Here is a 13,532-nt window from a genome sequence, read left to right on the forward strand (position 1 = left end):
CGGCAGCGCGGCCACACTTTCCCGCACAAGTTGATTCGCACCAGGATCGCGCAGGGAGACAAGCATGCCGCACCCGCAACGCTGGCTGGCCGCCAGCGCGCTGTCGCTCGCCATGGCGGGCCCCGCCCTGGCGGCGTGGCCCGAACGGCCCATCACCCTCATCGTGCCGGCCTCGCCCGGCGGCACCACCGACATCGCGGCGCGCCTGATCGCCGACAAGCTGGCCACGAAGCTGGGCCAGCAGGTCATCGTGGAGAACCGCGCCGGCGCCGCCGGCATCATCGGCGCGCAGACCCTGGCGCGCGCCAAGCCTGACGGCTACACGGTGCTGATGGGCAACATCGGCCCCAACGCCATCAACTACGCGCTCTACAAGACGCTGCCCTACAAGCCGGCCGACTTCGCGCCGGTGACGCTGGTGATTTCCGTGCCCAACGTGCTGGTGGTCAACGAGGCCTCGCCCGCGCGCAGCGTGGCCGACCTGCTGGCGCTGGCTCGCAAGGACCCGGGCAAGGTGTCGTTCGGCAGTTCGGGCAGCGGCCAGTCGCCGCACCTGTCGGCCGAGCTGTTCAAGCAGCGCGCCGGCATCGGCGGCACGCACGTGCCCTACAAGGGCGCGGGCCCGGCGGTGGCGGCGCTGCTGGGCCAGCAGTTCACCTTCATGATCGACAACCTGCCCAGCTCCATGCCCTACATCCAGTCGGGCAAGCTGCGCGCGCTGGCCGTCACCAGCGCGCGGCGCCTGGCGGAACTGCCCGACGTGCCGACGATGGCCGAGGCCGGCGTGCCCGACATGGTGGTCACCGCCTGGTTCGGCCTGGTGGCGCCGGCCGGCACGCCCGCCACCGTCATCGACACGCTTTATGCCGCCACCCGCGACGTGGTGCGCAGCCCCGACATCGCCGAGCGCTTTCGCGCCATGGGCGGGCAGGCCGGCGGCAACACGCCAGCCGAGTTCGCCGCCTTCATCGACCAGGAACGCACGCGCTGGAAACAGATCGTGGACGCCGCGGGCATCGCGCAGGAGCAATAAGTGATCGACAAGATTCAGGCTTGCATGAGGGACGCCGTGGCCGTCATTCCCGACGGCGCCAGCGTGCTGGTGGGCGGCTTCGGCGAGGCCGGCGTGCCGTACGAACTGCTGCACTGCCTGGCCGAGCTGGGCCGGCGCGACCTGACCCTCATCGCGAACAACGCCGGCACCCATGACCGCGGCATCGCCGCGCTGCTCAACCGGCGGCAGGTGCGCAAGATCATCTGCTCGCATCCGCGCCCGCCCAATTCCGAGGCCTTCGCCCGCGCCTTCCGCGCCGGCGAGGTGGAGCTGGAATGCGTGCCGCAGGGCACCCTGGCCGAACGCCTGCGCGCGGCCGGCGCCGGCCTGGGGCCGTTCTACACGCCCACCGGCTACGGCACCGAGCTGGCGCAAGGCCGCCGCCAGGAAGTGATCGACGGCGTAGGCTACGTGCTGGAGCAGCCGCTGCGCGGCGACTACGCGCTGATCCGCGCGCACCAGGGCGATCGCTGGGGCAACCTGATGTACCGCCACGCCGCGCGCAATTTCAATCCCGTGATGTGCATGGCCGCCGGCCACGCCATCGCCCAGGTCGACGAGGTCGTGCCGCTGGGCGCCTTCACGTCCGAGCACGTCATGACGCCCGGCCTGTTCGTGAAAACCGTGGTGCGGGTGGAGACCTGACATGCCGACGATCACCCCCATGACCCGCCAGCAGGTCGCGCAACTGCTGGCCGGCGATATTCCCGACGGCTCGGTCGTCAACCTCGGCATCGGCATGCCGACCCTGGTGGGCGACTACCTGCCGCCCGACAAGGACATCCTCTTGCACAGCGAGAACGGCATCACCGGCATGGGGCCCGCGGCGGCTGGAGACGCCATCGATCCGGACCTCATCAACGCCAGCCGCCAGCCCATCACGCTGCTGCCGGGCGCCTCCATCACCGAGCACACCGTGTCGTTCGCCATGATGCGTGGTGGCCATCTCGACTACGCCGTGCTCGGCGCCTTCCAGGTCTCGGAACGCGGCGACCTGGCCAACTGGAAGACCGACGCCGCCGACGCCATTCCCGCCGTTGGTGGCGCCATGGACCTGGCCGTGGGCGCGCGCCAGGTGCTGGCCATGATGGAACACCGCGGCCGCGACGGCGCGCCCAAGATCCTGCGCCAGTGCCGCTACCCGCTGACGGGCGCTGGCGTCGTCACACGCATCTACACCGACCTGGCCGTGATCGACGTTACGCCCGACGGCCTGCGCGTGCACGCCATGCTGCAAGGCATCAGCGCCGACGACCTGCAGGCCGCCACTGAAGCGCCTTTGCGATTTCCCGACGCGCCCTGGGTTATCGCCCTGGACGGCGCGGGTGCGCCGCGTTATGTGCGCGGCTGAGACAAGCCGTCCATGTCTCGATCGTGGCGGCCATCGCCGGGGCGTTGCCGCATCGTTCCTCCGCGCAGCGTGTTGTCGCGTTGGATGCCGCCAGCATTCCCCGCCCTAGCCGAGCCATTCCGGAGTCCACCATGCACCGTCCTGTCCTTGCCGTCCTGGCAACTGCCAGCCTGTTGTTCGCCGCGTCGACCACCGTGCACGCACAACCGGCGGATGCCGCACCTCCCGGCGCCTACCCCGACAAGCCCATCACGCTGCTGATCCCGTACCCGCCCGGCGGCAGCGCCGACATGCTGGCCCGCCCGCTCGGCGCGGCCCTGCAGAAGAAGTGGAACCAGCCGGTGGTGCTGGAATACAAGCCCGGCGCCGGCGGCGCCATCGCCTCGTCGCAGCTGGCGCGTGCCAAGCCCGATGGCTATACCCTACTGATGGTGCTGGCCGCCCACGCCATCAACCCCAGCCTCTACCCCTCGCTGCCCTACGACACCCGCAGCGACTTTGCCCCAGTCTCGCTGGTCGCGACCCTGCCCATGCTGGTCTCGGCCCCGCTGTCCACCCCCGCCAATAGCATCCCGGAACTCATCGCCTACGCCAGACAGCATCCCGGCAAGCTCAGCTTCGCCTCCGCCGGCAACGGCAACACCAGCCACCTGGCCGCCGAGATCTTCAAGCACCGCACCGGCGCCGACATGCTGCACGTCCCCTACAAAGGCAGCGGCCCCGCCGTCGTCGCCCTGCTGGGCGGCGAGGTCTCCCTGATGTTCGACAGCATCTCCACCTCGCTCCCCCAAGTGCAGTCCGGCAAGCTCAAGGCCCTGGCCGTCACCGGCGAACACCGCTCCCCCTTGCTGCCCGACGTCCCCACCGTCGCCGAAGCCGTCCCCGGCTTCGTCATCAACGGCTGGTACGGCATCCTGGCCCCCGCCAACACGCCACCCGCCATCCTCGACACCCTCAGCACCGCCATCGCCGCCGCCATCAACACTCCCGACCTGAAGGCCCAACTGAACAGCTACGGCTACGAAACCGTAGGCTCCACCGCCGCCGCCTTCGCCGACCACATCAACAACGAACTCGACACCTGGAAACAAGCCGTCGAAGTCTCCGGCGCGAAGTTGAACTGACCCGGCAGGGCGCTTCGCGCCCACCGTGTGCAACCGGAAAAAGTCACTGTAGGCGCAAGCGAGACAGCCCCCCAAAGCCCCACATACCCGAGAAAACGCTCGCGCAAGACGCAAATCCCCGCATACGCGACAGCGCCCTCATCGCGACGCAAGACACAACGTAAGCCGCAAAAGGCCGCCCGCGCGGCCGCCTTGCGGCGGGCCCCGCAAGACCCTCCCCACCCCACACCTAGACGGCAAAAAAAGCCAAGCAAACAGCCCGCCCCAGCAACGGCCGTTAAGTTTCAACGCGAGCGTGTGGCGGGGCAGGCGGGGGAGGGCGGGGCGTGTAGATGCGCCCAAGGGAAACCGAAGGGAGCCGAAGGCGTACGAGGTTGACGCAGGGGCAGTCCGGAGCGAAGGCTCCGGACCGCAATCGTAGCCCCGTCCTCCCCCGCCTGCCCCGCCACACGCGCCTAAAGAAGAACCCCACCGCCCCAATGCAACAAGGGCCTTCCAATCAAGAAGAAGGCCCTAAAAAAATACTCACCCAACCGACAACACACAATCCAACGCCTCAGGCCCATTCAAACGAACCTGAAACACCCGCAACTCATCCCGCCTGAACACATGCACGCTCACGCGATCCCCCACCCGATACTGCCCCAGCAACACTTCGACGCCCGCGGCCCCTTCCACCTTCAAGCCATCGATCGCCACCAGCACATCCCCGGCAGACAACCCGCCCTTATGTCCCGCGCCGCCCTCCAGCACCGTCGCCAGCACCAGTGAATCCCCCTGCTTGCGCGTGCGCACGTCCAGCGAAGGAATGTTGACCGAGGCTTTCCATTGCAGCTTGATGCCTTGAGCGGCCAGCAGCTCGGCCAGCGGCACATCCGCCGTCCCATAGGCATGCCGCGCGATGAAGCGCCGCGCATCCACCCCGGTCGCCTCCTTGATCAGCGCCGGCAGCCCGTCTTCCGGCAGCCCCTGCGCCTTGCCGCGATAGAAGTCGCGCCCGTACCGCTGCCACAGCAGCCGCATCACATCGTCCAGCGAATGCGCGCCCGCAGACTCCTGGCGGATCAGCAGATCCAGCCCCAGCGCCACCAGCGCGCCCTTGGTGTAATAACTCACCAGCGCATTGGGCGAATTCTCGTCCTGCTTGTAATAGCGCGTCCACGCGTCGAACGAACTTTCCGCCACCGACTGCTTGTGCCGCCCCGGCGTGCGCGCCACGCTGGTGATGGTCTTGGCCAGCAGGCGCAGGTAATCGTTCTGTGTGATGACGTTGGAGCGCAGCAGCAGCAGATCGTCGTAGTAGGACGTGAACCCCTCGAACACCCACAACAGCCGCGTCAGGTCCGGCTGCGCCAGGTCGTAGGGAACGAACGCCTGCGGCTTGATGCGCTTGACGTTCCAGGTGTGGAAATACTCGTGGCTGACCAACCCAAGAAAGCCGCGATAGCCTTCGCCCTGGCCCTGCTGGCCCAGCACCGGCAGGTCCTTGCGCGCCGTCATCAGCGCCGTGCTGGCGCGGTGCTCCAGGCCGCCGTAGCCGTCGCCCGTCACCATGGTCATGAAGACATAGCGATCGCTGCTGTCCAGGAAGGGCGCGCGCTTGCCGCGCGGTTCGAAAAAGGCGATCTGGGTTTCGCAGATCCTGCGCACGTCGTCGGTGATGCGGGCCAGGTCCAGGTTGGGCGCCACGCCCGTGAACACCAGTTCGTGCTCGGCGCCATGCGCCGTGAAGCTGGCCACCTGCGGCGTGCCCATTTCAACGGGATGATCGATCAGCGCGTCGTAGTCTGGCGCCAGGTACAGGCCGAAGCCGTGGCGGCGCGCCGCGCCCTTGTGGCCGCGGGCCTCGGGCAGGCTGGTGTAGACCTTCCAGCCGTCGATGCCGCGCGGCGGCGCCAGGTCCACCAGGCAGGGCAGGTGGTCCTGCCCATGCACGCGCAGGAACACGCTGGTGCCGTTGAAGAAACCGTGCGCTTCGTCCAGGTGCGCGCCGCGCACCGACAGGTCCCAGGCGTAAACCGTGTACTCGACCCGCAGCGGGCCGTCGCAGGGCGCGGCCTGCCAGGTGTGATTGTCTATTTTGTCGACAGCCACGCGGCGGTTGCCGCAATGGGCCGTCAGCGACTCGATCTGGCGCGAAAAATCGCGGATCAGGTAGCTGCCCGGAATCCAGGCCGGCAGCGACAGGCGCTGGCCGTCCGGCGAGGGGGCCTGGATGGTTAGGGTTATCCGGTAGCGGTGCCCCGCGGGGTCGTGGGGCGCGAGGCGGTAAAGTATGGGGAAAGCATCGGTTTTTTCCATGCGTATATCTTATTTCATCCCATCCTCTGGAGACAGGTAATGAGCGAGTCGTTTGTGCTGGTCGAAACCCGCGGCCGCGTCGGTCTGCTGACGCTGAACCGCCCCAAGGCGCTCAACGCGCTCAACGATCAACTGATGAACGAACTCGGGGCGGCGCTGCTGGCTTTCGAGGCGGATGCGGACATCGGCGCGGTCGTCATCACCGGCAGCGAAAAGGCCTTCGCCGCGGGCGCCGACATCGGCGCCATGAAAGACTGGTCGTACATGGACGTGTACGGCAGCGAATACATCACCCGCAACTGGGAAACCCTCAAGCGCATCCGCAAGCCCGTGATCGCCGCGGTCGCCGGCTACGCGCTGGGCGGCGGCTGCGAACTGGCGATGATGTGCGACATCATCATCGCCGCCGACACGGCCAAGTTCGGCCAGCCCGAGATCAAGCTGGGCGTCATTCCCGGCGCCGGCGGCACCCAGCGCCTGCCGCGCGCGGTGGGCAAGGCCAAGGCCATGGACATGGCCCTGACCGCCCGCATGATGGGCGCCGAGGAAGCCGAGCGCGCCGGCCTGGTGTCGCGCGTGGTGCCGGCCGACAAGCTGATGGACGAAGCCCTGGAGGCCGCCACCGTGATCGCGTCGATGTCGCTGCCGTCGGTCATGATGGCCAAGGAATGCGTCAATCGCGCCTTCGAGAGCTCGCTCAACGAAGGCCTGCTGTTCGAGCGCCGCGTCTTCCATTCGCTGTTCGCCACCGAGGACCAGAAGGAAGGCATGGCCGCCTTCACCGAAAAGCGCAAACCGGACTTCAAACACCGTTAAGCCTTGTTACGCCGGCCCGATCCCGCTCGGGCCGGCTATCGCGGGTGCGAGGACCCTGGCGTCCGGCCCTGTTTTCCCGTGCGCGCCCTTACCGGGCGCGTTTTTCATGCCTGCGCGATCGGGTTGGCGCGTTGCGCCTTGAAACTTTTGGACAGCACCTTGTTGCAGTGATCGGCCCTATCCTGAAAAGGCGTCACTCTGAAAACGAGATGTCGCGCCAGAGAGGCTTGCCCGAACTGGTAAGCCCCAAGCGCGGCGGCTCGTCTGCAAACAATAGCAACAAGGAGCCTTGCATGCGTACTTCCCCCTTCAATCGCCGGTGGTCCGCCGCCGTGCTCGCGGGCGCCCTCAGCGCCTGCTTCATGACCGCTACGCAAGCCCAATCGCCGCAGCCGACGCTGCGGCTGGTATCGGAAACGCCGTATCCCGCCGCCAACGCGCCCGCGCCGCAGATGAGCGCGCAGGAGCTGCGCGAGATCGCCATCGATGCCTACGTCTACGCCTATCCGATGGTGCTGATGGAGCTGGCGCGCCGCAAGGCCACCGCGGTGCAGTCGCCGCTGGACGGCAAGGCGCCGGTCAACCAGTTCGGCCACAAGGCCGCGTTCCCCGATCCGCGCGCGGCTGACACGCCGTGGCCCAGCGCCGACGCGCTGTATTCGAGCCTGTGGTTCGACGTGTCGCGCGCGCCGCTGATCGTGCGGCTGCCCGATACCGGCAAGCGCTACACCGTGCTGTCGGCGCTGGACATGTGGAGCGATGTGTTCGCCTCGCGCGGCACGCGCACCAATGGCCCCGGCGCCCAGTCGTTCGCCATCGTCGGCCCCAACTGGCAGGGCGCGCTGCCGCCGGGCATGGACGTGATCCACAGCCCGACCTCGACCGGCTGGCTGATCGGCTGGACCCAGACCGGCGGTCCGCAGGATTACGCCGCGGTCAACCAGCTCCAGGCCAACATGACGGCCAGCCCGATGGTGGCGCCGGTGGCGCCGGTCCCCGGCCGTCATCGCGGCGCCAGCGGCGCCACGCCCTATCCGCAGACCGGCCCGGGCGTGGGGTCGGCGCCGATCGGCAGCGACGTGCCGATGCCGATGCCCGTGACGGTGCCCGATGGCACCCCGGCCGAGCAGGCCGCGAGCATGGACGCCGCGTCATTCTTCACGCTGTTCTTCGACGTGCTGCGCAACAATCCGCCGCACGCCAACGACACGCCGATGCTGGACCGCATGCGCCGCATCGGCCTGGATGGCCGCCAGCCGTTCTCGTATGGCCGCCTCAGCCCCACCGTGCAGCAGGCCCTGGCCGACGCGCAGCCGCTGGCCGGCCGCCGCATCGCCGACGGCGTGTCGCGCCTGGCCACGCCGATCAACGGCTGGAACACCGTGCTCACCGGCATCGGCACCTACGGCACCGACTACACCCGCCGCGCCGCCATCGCCTACGCCGGCCTGGGCGCGCCGACGCCGGAAGACGTGCTTTATCCGGTCACGGTCGCCGACAGCAAGGGCCGCGCGCTCAACTCGAACGAAGACTATGTGCTGCACTTCGAGAAGGGCCAATTGCCGCCGGCCAATGCCTTCTGGTCGCTGCATGTCTATAACGACAAGCACGCCTTCCCCGACAATCCCGCCAACCGCTACGCGCTGCGCAGCACCGACGGCCTGAAGTACAACGCCGACGGCTCGCTGGACATCTACATCCAGCGCCGCGATCCGGGCGAGCGCAAGCGCTCCAACTGGCTGGCCACGCCGGCCGCCGACGGCCCGTTCCTGCTCAGCATGCGCCTGTACTGGCCACAGGACGTCGCGCTCGACGGGCTGTGGGCGCCGCCGCCGGTCAAGGAAGACTGACGCGCCGCGGCGCGGCCGGGGCGGGTGGGCGCCATCGGCCGGGCAGCACCCTGGCGGCTCCTTCGGGAGCCGCTTTTTTTTGTTCCGGCCGTTCGCGCTTTGGCGCGGCGGCAGGCCGCATTCACGTCCCCAATTTCCGTCCCGACACGCCGTCCGGCAAGGCCTGTTGCCGCCTTACAAACCGCCGAAAGTTCATTTGCTCGGGTAAAAAAAAACACGCTATACTCTGCGGGTTTGACGCTTGCGGGATAAGAACACAGGGCGATGATTTCGCCGGTTCTGACGGGGGCAAGGCGGGCCGGTTAGGCCAATTCCGTTTAGGCCAATTCGTACGGCCGGTTCGTACGGCCACGGCCAGTGGCGGCTTTGGCATGACGGCATTGGTACGGCTTTAAGCGGGGAAGTTTGATGCAGCAGAACACAGTGCGGCACGAACCTGCGCGCGGTTGGAATGAAGCCCGGGAGCAATCCTGTGGAATGAATCCGCAACCTGCGCAACAGGGCAAGGCACGCCAGGTTCTGGCGGATCAGGATCCGGTGGACCGGGTGCTGGTTCTGAGCGACGCGGATCGCGCGGCGCTGAATGCACAGGCTGGCCGCGGTCTCCTGTTGGCACTGGCGGCGCAAGGCGCCATGGGGCTCGCAGCAGCAGTAATAGCGGGGGTTGTCGGAGGGGCGGCGGCAGGTTGGTCGGCGCTGGCGGGGGCAGGAGCGTATTTCATACCCAATGCGTTGTTCGCATTGCGCCTGGCTGTCAGTGTCCGGACCGGCAAGGCCAGTCCCTTTACCTTTCTCTCTGGTGAGTTGATCAAGTTGTTCGCAACGGCACTGCTGTTGTGGCTGCTTTCGCGTGTGGCGCAGGACAGTCTCGTCTGGCCTGCCGCGCTGCTGGGCTTGATACTCACGCTGAAGGGATATCTCCTGCTTTTGATGTTCCGCAAGTTGTCATAGCGCGCCGGGTAGGTAACGGCAAACGGAATCGTGGAATCGTCCGGCTCGCAAGGGCTCGGGCATACAGCAAATAGGGTAGGATTCAAATGGCTGCTGCCAGCGACGTGTCGCCTCAGTCCGCTTATATTCAGCACCACCTGGTGCACCTGAACAATACGGGCGAAAAACAGACTGCAATTGCTCAGTTTGACATCATCAACTACGACTCGTTGTTCTGGTCCGGCCTGACGGGCCTGATCGTCATCTTCTTCCTGTGGCGCGCCGCCCGCCGTGCGACCGCCGGCGTCCCGGGCCGCTTCCAGGCCTTCGTGGAAATGATCGTCGACATGGTCGACGACCAGGCCAAGGGCATCGTCCACAATGCCAAGAGCCGCCTCTTCATCGCTCCGCTCGCCCTCACCGTGTTCCTCTGGATCATCCTGATGAACGCGCTGGACCTGCTGCCCGTCGACCTGATGCCGTCGATCTGGCGCCTGACCGGCCTGGGCGCGCACCACGGCGACCCCCTCTACTACCACCGCGTGCTGCCGACCGCCGACCTGAACGTGCCGATGGGCATGTCGCTGGGCGTGCTGCTGCTGATGTTCTACTACGGCATCAAGATCAAGCACCCGGGCGGCTTCGTCAAGGAACTGTTCACCGCGCCGTTCCATGCGCATGGCCTGGGCGCGCTCGTCCTGGCGCCGTTCAACCTGCTGCTGAACCTGATCGAATACGCCGCCAAGTCCGTGTCGCTGGGCATGCGGTTGTTCGGCAACATGTTCGCCGGCGAATTGATTTTCATGCTGATCGCCCTCTTGGGCGGTGCCTGGACCGGTTTCAACGGCGCCAGCATCGGCTTGGGAATCGGCCACGTGCTGGCCGGCTCGATCTGGGCCATCTTCCACATCCTGATCGTGTTGCTCCAGGCCTTCATCTTCATGATGCTGACCCTGGTGTACCTCGGCCAGGCGCACGAAGGCCACTGATCCCCCGAATTTCCGGCGTCGGCCTCCGGGCCGGCGCTGGATAGCAAGATCCTCTTGCATTGAGCAGTACCCCAATCTTTTATTTTTTTGACTTCAGATTTCTAACCAAGGAGTTGTCATGACCAACGTCGCTTTCGTTGCTCTCGCTTGCGGTCTTATCATCGGTCTGGGCGCTATCGGCGCTTGCATCGGCATCGCACTGATGGGCGGCAAATACCTGGAAGCTTCGGCTCGTCAGCCTGAACTGATGAACGCTCTGCAAACCAAGATGTTCCTGCTGGCTGGCCTGATCGACGCGGCATTCCTGATCGGCGTGGGTATCGCCATGCTGTTCGCCTTCGCCAACCCGTTCGTCGGCTAAGGCACGCCCGCCGGCGAAAAGGCGGGTCATGACGCTGGCGGCGATGCGGGCCTGAGCCCCGTCGCCGACCGGCAAAGTATCGAGTGCTCCGCGTTGCCCGCCCCGGGTGTCGTCGGAGCCGCAAGGTGTTAAAGGAACGACCGTGAATCTGAACGCGACGATCATTTTCCAGATGCTCGTGTTCTTCGTTCTGGGCTGGTTCACGATGAAATTCGTGTGGCCTCCTCTGACGAAGGCGATGGACGAGCGCCGCCAAAAAATCGCCGACGGCCTTGCCGCCGCGGAGAAGGGCAAGGCCGATCTGGCCCAGGCCCAGGCGCGTGTCAGTCTGATCGAGGCTTCTGCCAAGTCCGAAAACCACGCCCGCATCATCGAGGCCGAGAAGCAAGCCGCCTCCCTGATCGAGCAGGCCCGCCGTGAAGCGGAAGCCGAGCGTGCCCGCATCGTGGCGCAAGCTGCACAGGATGCCGCGCAGGAAGTCCAGCGCGCCCGTGATTCGCTGCGCGACGACGTCGCCGCGCTGGCCGTCAAGGGTGCTGAACAGATCCTCAAGCGCGAGGTTGACGCCCGCGCCCACGCCGAGCTGCTGAACCAGCTCCGCGCGCAGCTTTAATCCGGGACCGTCATGGCTGAACTTTCCACTGTTGCCAGGCCCTACGCCGAAGCCTTGTTCGCCGCCGCGCGCGACGACAAGGCCGGCCTGCAGGCTTGGGCCGACCTGGTCAGCGAGCTGTCGCAGGTCGCCTCCAACCCCGACGTGCGCGAGGCCATGGCCGATCCGCGTCTGGGCGACAAGCAGCGCGTCGAGCTGTTTACCGGCCTGGTGAAGGCCGAACTGCCCCAGGCCGCCCGCAATTTCATCGAGCTGCTGGTCGAAAACGACCGGTTGCTGCTGCTGCCCGAGATCGCCACGCAATTCGTGGTGCTGCGGAACCGTCACGACGGCACGGCGCAGGCGGAAATCACCAGCGCGTTCGAGCTGAGCGACGCCCAGGTCCAAGAACTGGTCGTTGCCCTCGAGAAGAAATTCGGCCTGAAGCTCAAGCCCGTCGTCACCGTCGACCAGTCGTTGATCGGCGGCGTGCGCGTGGCCGTCGGGGACCAGGTGCTCGATACTTCCGTACAAGCCCAATTGGCCCGCATGCGCGATACGCTCGCCGCTTAAAGGCAGCACTAACAGGATTCCAGGAGTCAATATGCAACTCAATCCCTCCGAGATCAGCGAACTGCTCAAGAGCCGCATCGAGGGCCTGGGCGCTTCGGCTGATGTCCGTACTCAGGGCACCGTCGTGTCCGTGACCGACGGTATTACCCGCATCCACGGCCTGTCCGACGTGATGCAGGGCGAAATGCTCGAATTCCCCAACAACGTCTTCGGTCTGGCGCTCAACCTCGAGCGTGATTCCGTCGGCGCCGTTATTCTCGGTGACTACACCGGCGTGTCCGAAGGCGACGCGGTCAAGACGACCGGCCGCATTCTGGAAGTGCCGGTCGGCCCCGAGCTGAAAGGCCGCGTGGTCAACACGCTGGGCGAGCCGATCGACGGCAAGGGCCCCGTGAACGCCAAGGCCACCGACATCATCGAAAAAGTGGCCCCCGGCGTTATCGCCCGCCGCTCGGTGTCGCAGCCGCTGCAAACCGGCATCAAGGCTATCGACTCGATGGTTCCCATCGGCCGTGGCCAGCGCGAACTGATCATTGGCGACCGCCAGACCGGCAAGACCGCCGTGGCCGTCGACACCATCATCAGCCAGAAGGGCAAGGGCGTCACCTGCGTGTACGTCGCCATCGGCCAGAAGGCTTCGACGATCAACAACGTGGTGCGCAAGCTGGAAGAGCACGGCGCGATGGAATACACCATCGTCGTGGCCGCCTCGGCTTCGGACTCCGCCGCCATGCAGTACCTGGCCGCCTACGCCGGCTGCACGATGGGCGAATACTTCCGCGATCGCGGCGAAGACGCCCTGATCGTCTATGACGACCTGACCAAGCAAGCCTGGGCCTACCGCCAGGTCTCGCTGCTGCTGCGCCGTCCGCCGGGCCGCGAAGCCTACCCGGGCGACGTGTTCTACCTGCACTCGCGCCTGCTGGAACGCGCCGCTCGCGTGAACGAAGACTACGTCGAGAAGTTCACCGGTGGCGCCGTCAAGGGCAAGACCGGCTCGCTGACCGCGCTGCCGATCATCGAAACCCAGGCGGGCGACGTGTCGGCCTTCGTTCCGACCAACGTGATCTCGATCACGGACGGCCAGATCTTCCTGGAAACCGACCTGTTCAACGCTGGTGTGCGTCCCGCCATCAACGCCGGTATCTCGGTGTCGCGCGTGGGCGGCGCCGCCCAGACCAAGGTCGTCAAGAAGCTGTCCGGCGGTATCCGTACCGACCTGGCGCAGTACCGTGAACTGGCCGCCTTCGCGCAGTTCGCCTCGGACCTGGACGACGCCACCCGTCGCCAGCTCGAGCGCGGCAAGCGCGTGGTCGAACTGCTCAAGCAGCCGCAATACCAGCCGCTGCAAGTGTGGGAACTGGCCGTCACGCTGTACACGGTCAACAACGGCTACCTGGATGACGTGGACGTGGCCCAGGTGCTGTCGTTCGAAAAGGCGCTCAAGGACCAGCTCAAGGCCAAGCACGCGGCCCTGATCCAGCGCGTCGAAGACACCAAGGAACTGTCCAAGGATGACGAAAGCGAACTCGCCGCCGCCATCCAGGAATTCAAGAAGCACGGTGCTTTTTAAGAAAGTGATGGGTTAGGC

13 protein-coding genes are annotated in these 13,532 nt (G+C 66.4%); 12 read left to right on the forward strand and 1 reads right to left on the reverse strand.

What is annotated here, in order from left to right; genetic code table 11:
* Positions 1-64 precede the first annotated feature (64 nt).
* The 4 genes from ABFG95_RS16710 (at position 65) to ABFG95_RS16725 (ending at position 3,529) form a co-directional block, all read left to right on the forward strand.
* A complete protein-coding gene (locus tag ABFG95_RS16710; RefSeq protein WP_278992858.1) occupies positions 65-1,033 on the forward strand; it encodes a tripartite tricarboxylate transporter substrate binding protein in 969 nt (322 codons plus the stop codon).
* Positions 1,034-1,699: a 3-oxoacid CoA-transferase subunit A gene (locus ABFG95_RS16715; protein ID WP_278992859.1), complete on the forward strand. Its 666-nt coding sequence runs from the start codon at positions 1,034-1,036 to the stop codon at positions 1,697-1,699.
* Position 1,700: 1 nt separating this feature from the next.
* Positions 1,701-2,405, forward strand: a complete 705-nt coding sequence (locus tag ABFG95_RS16720; protein ID WP_059269077.1) for a 3-oxoacid CoA-transferase subunit B — start codon at positions 1,701-1,703, stop codon at positions 2,403-2,405.
* Between the two features lie 131 nt (positions 2,406-2,536).
* On the forward strand, positions 2,537-3,529 hold the full coding sequence (locus ABFG95_RS16725; protein WP_278992860.1) for a tripartite tricarboxylate transporter substrate binding protein: 993 nt from the start codon (positions 2,537-2,539) through the stop codon (positions 3,527-3,529).
* A gap of 525 nt (positions 3,530-4,054) precedes the next feature.
* On the opposite strand, the gene ABFG95_RS16730 is transcribed toward ABFG95_RS16725, so the two are convergent.
* The gene (locus ABFG95_RS16730; protein ID WP_278993516.1) at positions 4,055-5,830 is read right to left on the reverse strand and encodes a PDZ domain-containing protein; all 1,776 of its coding nucleotides are present in this window, start codon (positions 5,828-5,830) and stop codon (positions 4,055-4,057) included.
* Positions 5,831-5,869: 39 nt separating this feature from the next.
* Between ABFG95_RS16730 and ABFG95_RS16735 the strand changes: the two genes are divergently transcribed.
* From ABFG95_RS16735 to atpA, 8 genes are all read left to right on the forward strand, one after another.
* Entirely contained in the window at positions 5,870-6,646 is a 777-nt protein-coding gene (locus ABFG95_RS16735) for an enoyl-CoA hydratase (RefSeq protein WP_278993517.1), read from the forward strand.
* Between the two features lie 293 nt (positions 6,647-6,939).
* Positions 6,940-8,496, forward strand: a complete 1,557-nt coding sequence (locus ABFG95_RS16740) for a DUF1254 domain-containing protein (protein WP_063584564.1) — start codon at positions 6,940-6,942, stop codon at positions 8,494-8,496.
* A 537-nt stretch (positions 8,497-9,033) separates the two neighbouring features.
* The gene (locus tag ABFG95_RS16745) at positions 9,034-9,447 is read left to right on the forward strand and encodes an ATP synthase subunit I (protein WP_053086034.1); all 414 of its coding nucleotides are present in this window, start codon (positions 9,034-9,036) and stop codon (positions 9,445-9,447) included.
* 86 nt (positions 9,448-9,533) lie between these two features.
* On the forward strand, positions 9,534-10,415 hold the full coding sequence (gene atpB / locus ABFG95_RS16750; protein ID WP_006386764.1) for a F0F1 ATP synthase subunit A: 882 nt from the start codon (positions 9,534-9,536) through the stop codon (positions 10,413-10,415).
* 118 nt (positions 10,416-10,533) lie between these two features.
* Entirely contained in the window at positions 10,534-10,776 is a 243-nt protein-coding gene (atpE, locus tag ABFG95_RS16755) for a F0F1 ATP synthase subunit C (RefSeq protein ID WP_003815363.1), read from the forward strand.
* A gap of 142 nt (positions 10,777-10,918) precedes the next feature.
* Positions 10,919-11,389, forward strand: a complete 471-nt coding sequence (locus ABFG95_RS16760; RefSeq protein ID WP_006227275.1) for a F0F1 ATP synthase subunit B — start codon at positions 10,919-10,921, stop codon at positions 11,387-11,389.
* Between the two features lie 12 nt (positions 11,390-11,401).
* A complete protein-coding gene (locus ABFG95_RS16765; protein WP_049070834.1) occupies positions 11,402-11,941 on the forward strand; it encodes a F0F1 ATP synthase subunit delta in 540 nt (179 codons plus the stop codon).
* 31 nt (positions 11,942-11,972) lie between these two features.
* Entirely contained in the window at positions 11,973-13,514 is a 1,542-nt protein-coding gene (atpA, locus tag ABFG95_RS16770) for a F0F1 ATP synthase subunit alpha (RefSeq protein ID WP_049070835.1), read from the forward strand.
* Positions 13,515-13,532 lie beyond the last annotated feature (18 nt).

Source organism: Achromobacter sp. HNDS-1 (assembly GCF_040084795.1).
In the GTDB taxonomy this organism is placed as follows: Bacteria; Pseudomonadota; Gammaproteobacteria; order Burkholderiales; family Burkholderiaceae_B; genus Achromobacter; species Achromobacter ruhlandii.

Coding starts and splice junctions, on each gene's coding strand:
- ABFG95_RS16710 (WP_278992858.1), top strand. CDS start 65: ATGCCGCACCCGCAACGCTGGCTGGCCGCCAGCGCGCTGTCGCTCGCC.
- ABFG95_RS16720 (WP_059269077.1), top strand. CDS start 1,701: ATGCCGACGATCACCCCCATGACCCGCCAGCAGGTCGCGCAACTGCTG.
- ABFG95_RS16725 (WP_278992860.1), top strand. CDS start 2,537: ATGCACCGTCCTGTCCTTGCCGTCCTGGCAACTGCCAGCCTGTTGTTC.
- ABFG95_RS16730 (WP_278993516.1), bottom strand. CDS start 5,830: ATGGAAAAAACCGATGCTTTCCCCATACTTTACCGCCTCGCGCCCCAC.
- ABFG95_RS16735 (WP_278993517.1), top strand. CDS start 5,870: ATGAGCGAGTCGTTTGTGCTGGTCGAAACCCGCGGCCGCGTCGGTCTG.
- ABFG95_RS16740 (WP_063584564.1), top strand. CDS start 6,940: ATGCGTACTTCCCCCTTCAATCGCCGGTGGTCCGCCGCCGTGCTCGCG.
- atpB (WP_006386764.1), top strand. CDS start 9,534: ATGGCTGCTGCCAGCGACGTGTCGCCTCAGTCCGCTTATATTCAGCAC.
- atpE (WP_003815363.1), top strand. CDS start 10,534: ATGACCAACGTCGCTTTCGTTGCTCTCGCTTGCGGTCTTATCATCGGT.
- ABFG95_RS16765 (WP_049070834.1), top strand. CDS start 11,402: ATGGCTGAACTTTCCACTGTTGCCAGGCCCTACGCCGAAGCCTTGTTC.
- atpA (WP_049070835.1), top strand. CDS start 11,973: ATGCAACTCAATCCCTCCGAGATCAGCGAACTGCTCAAGAGCCGCATC.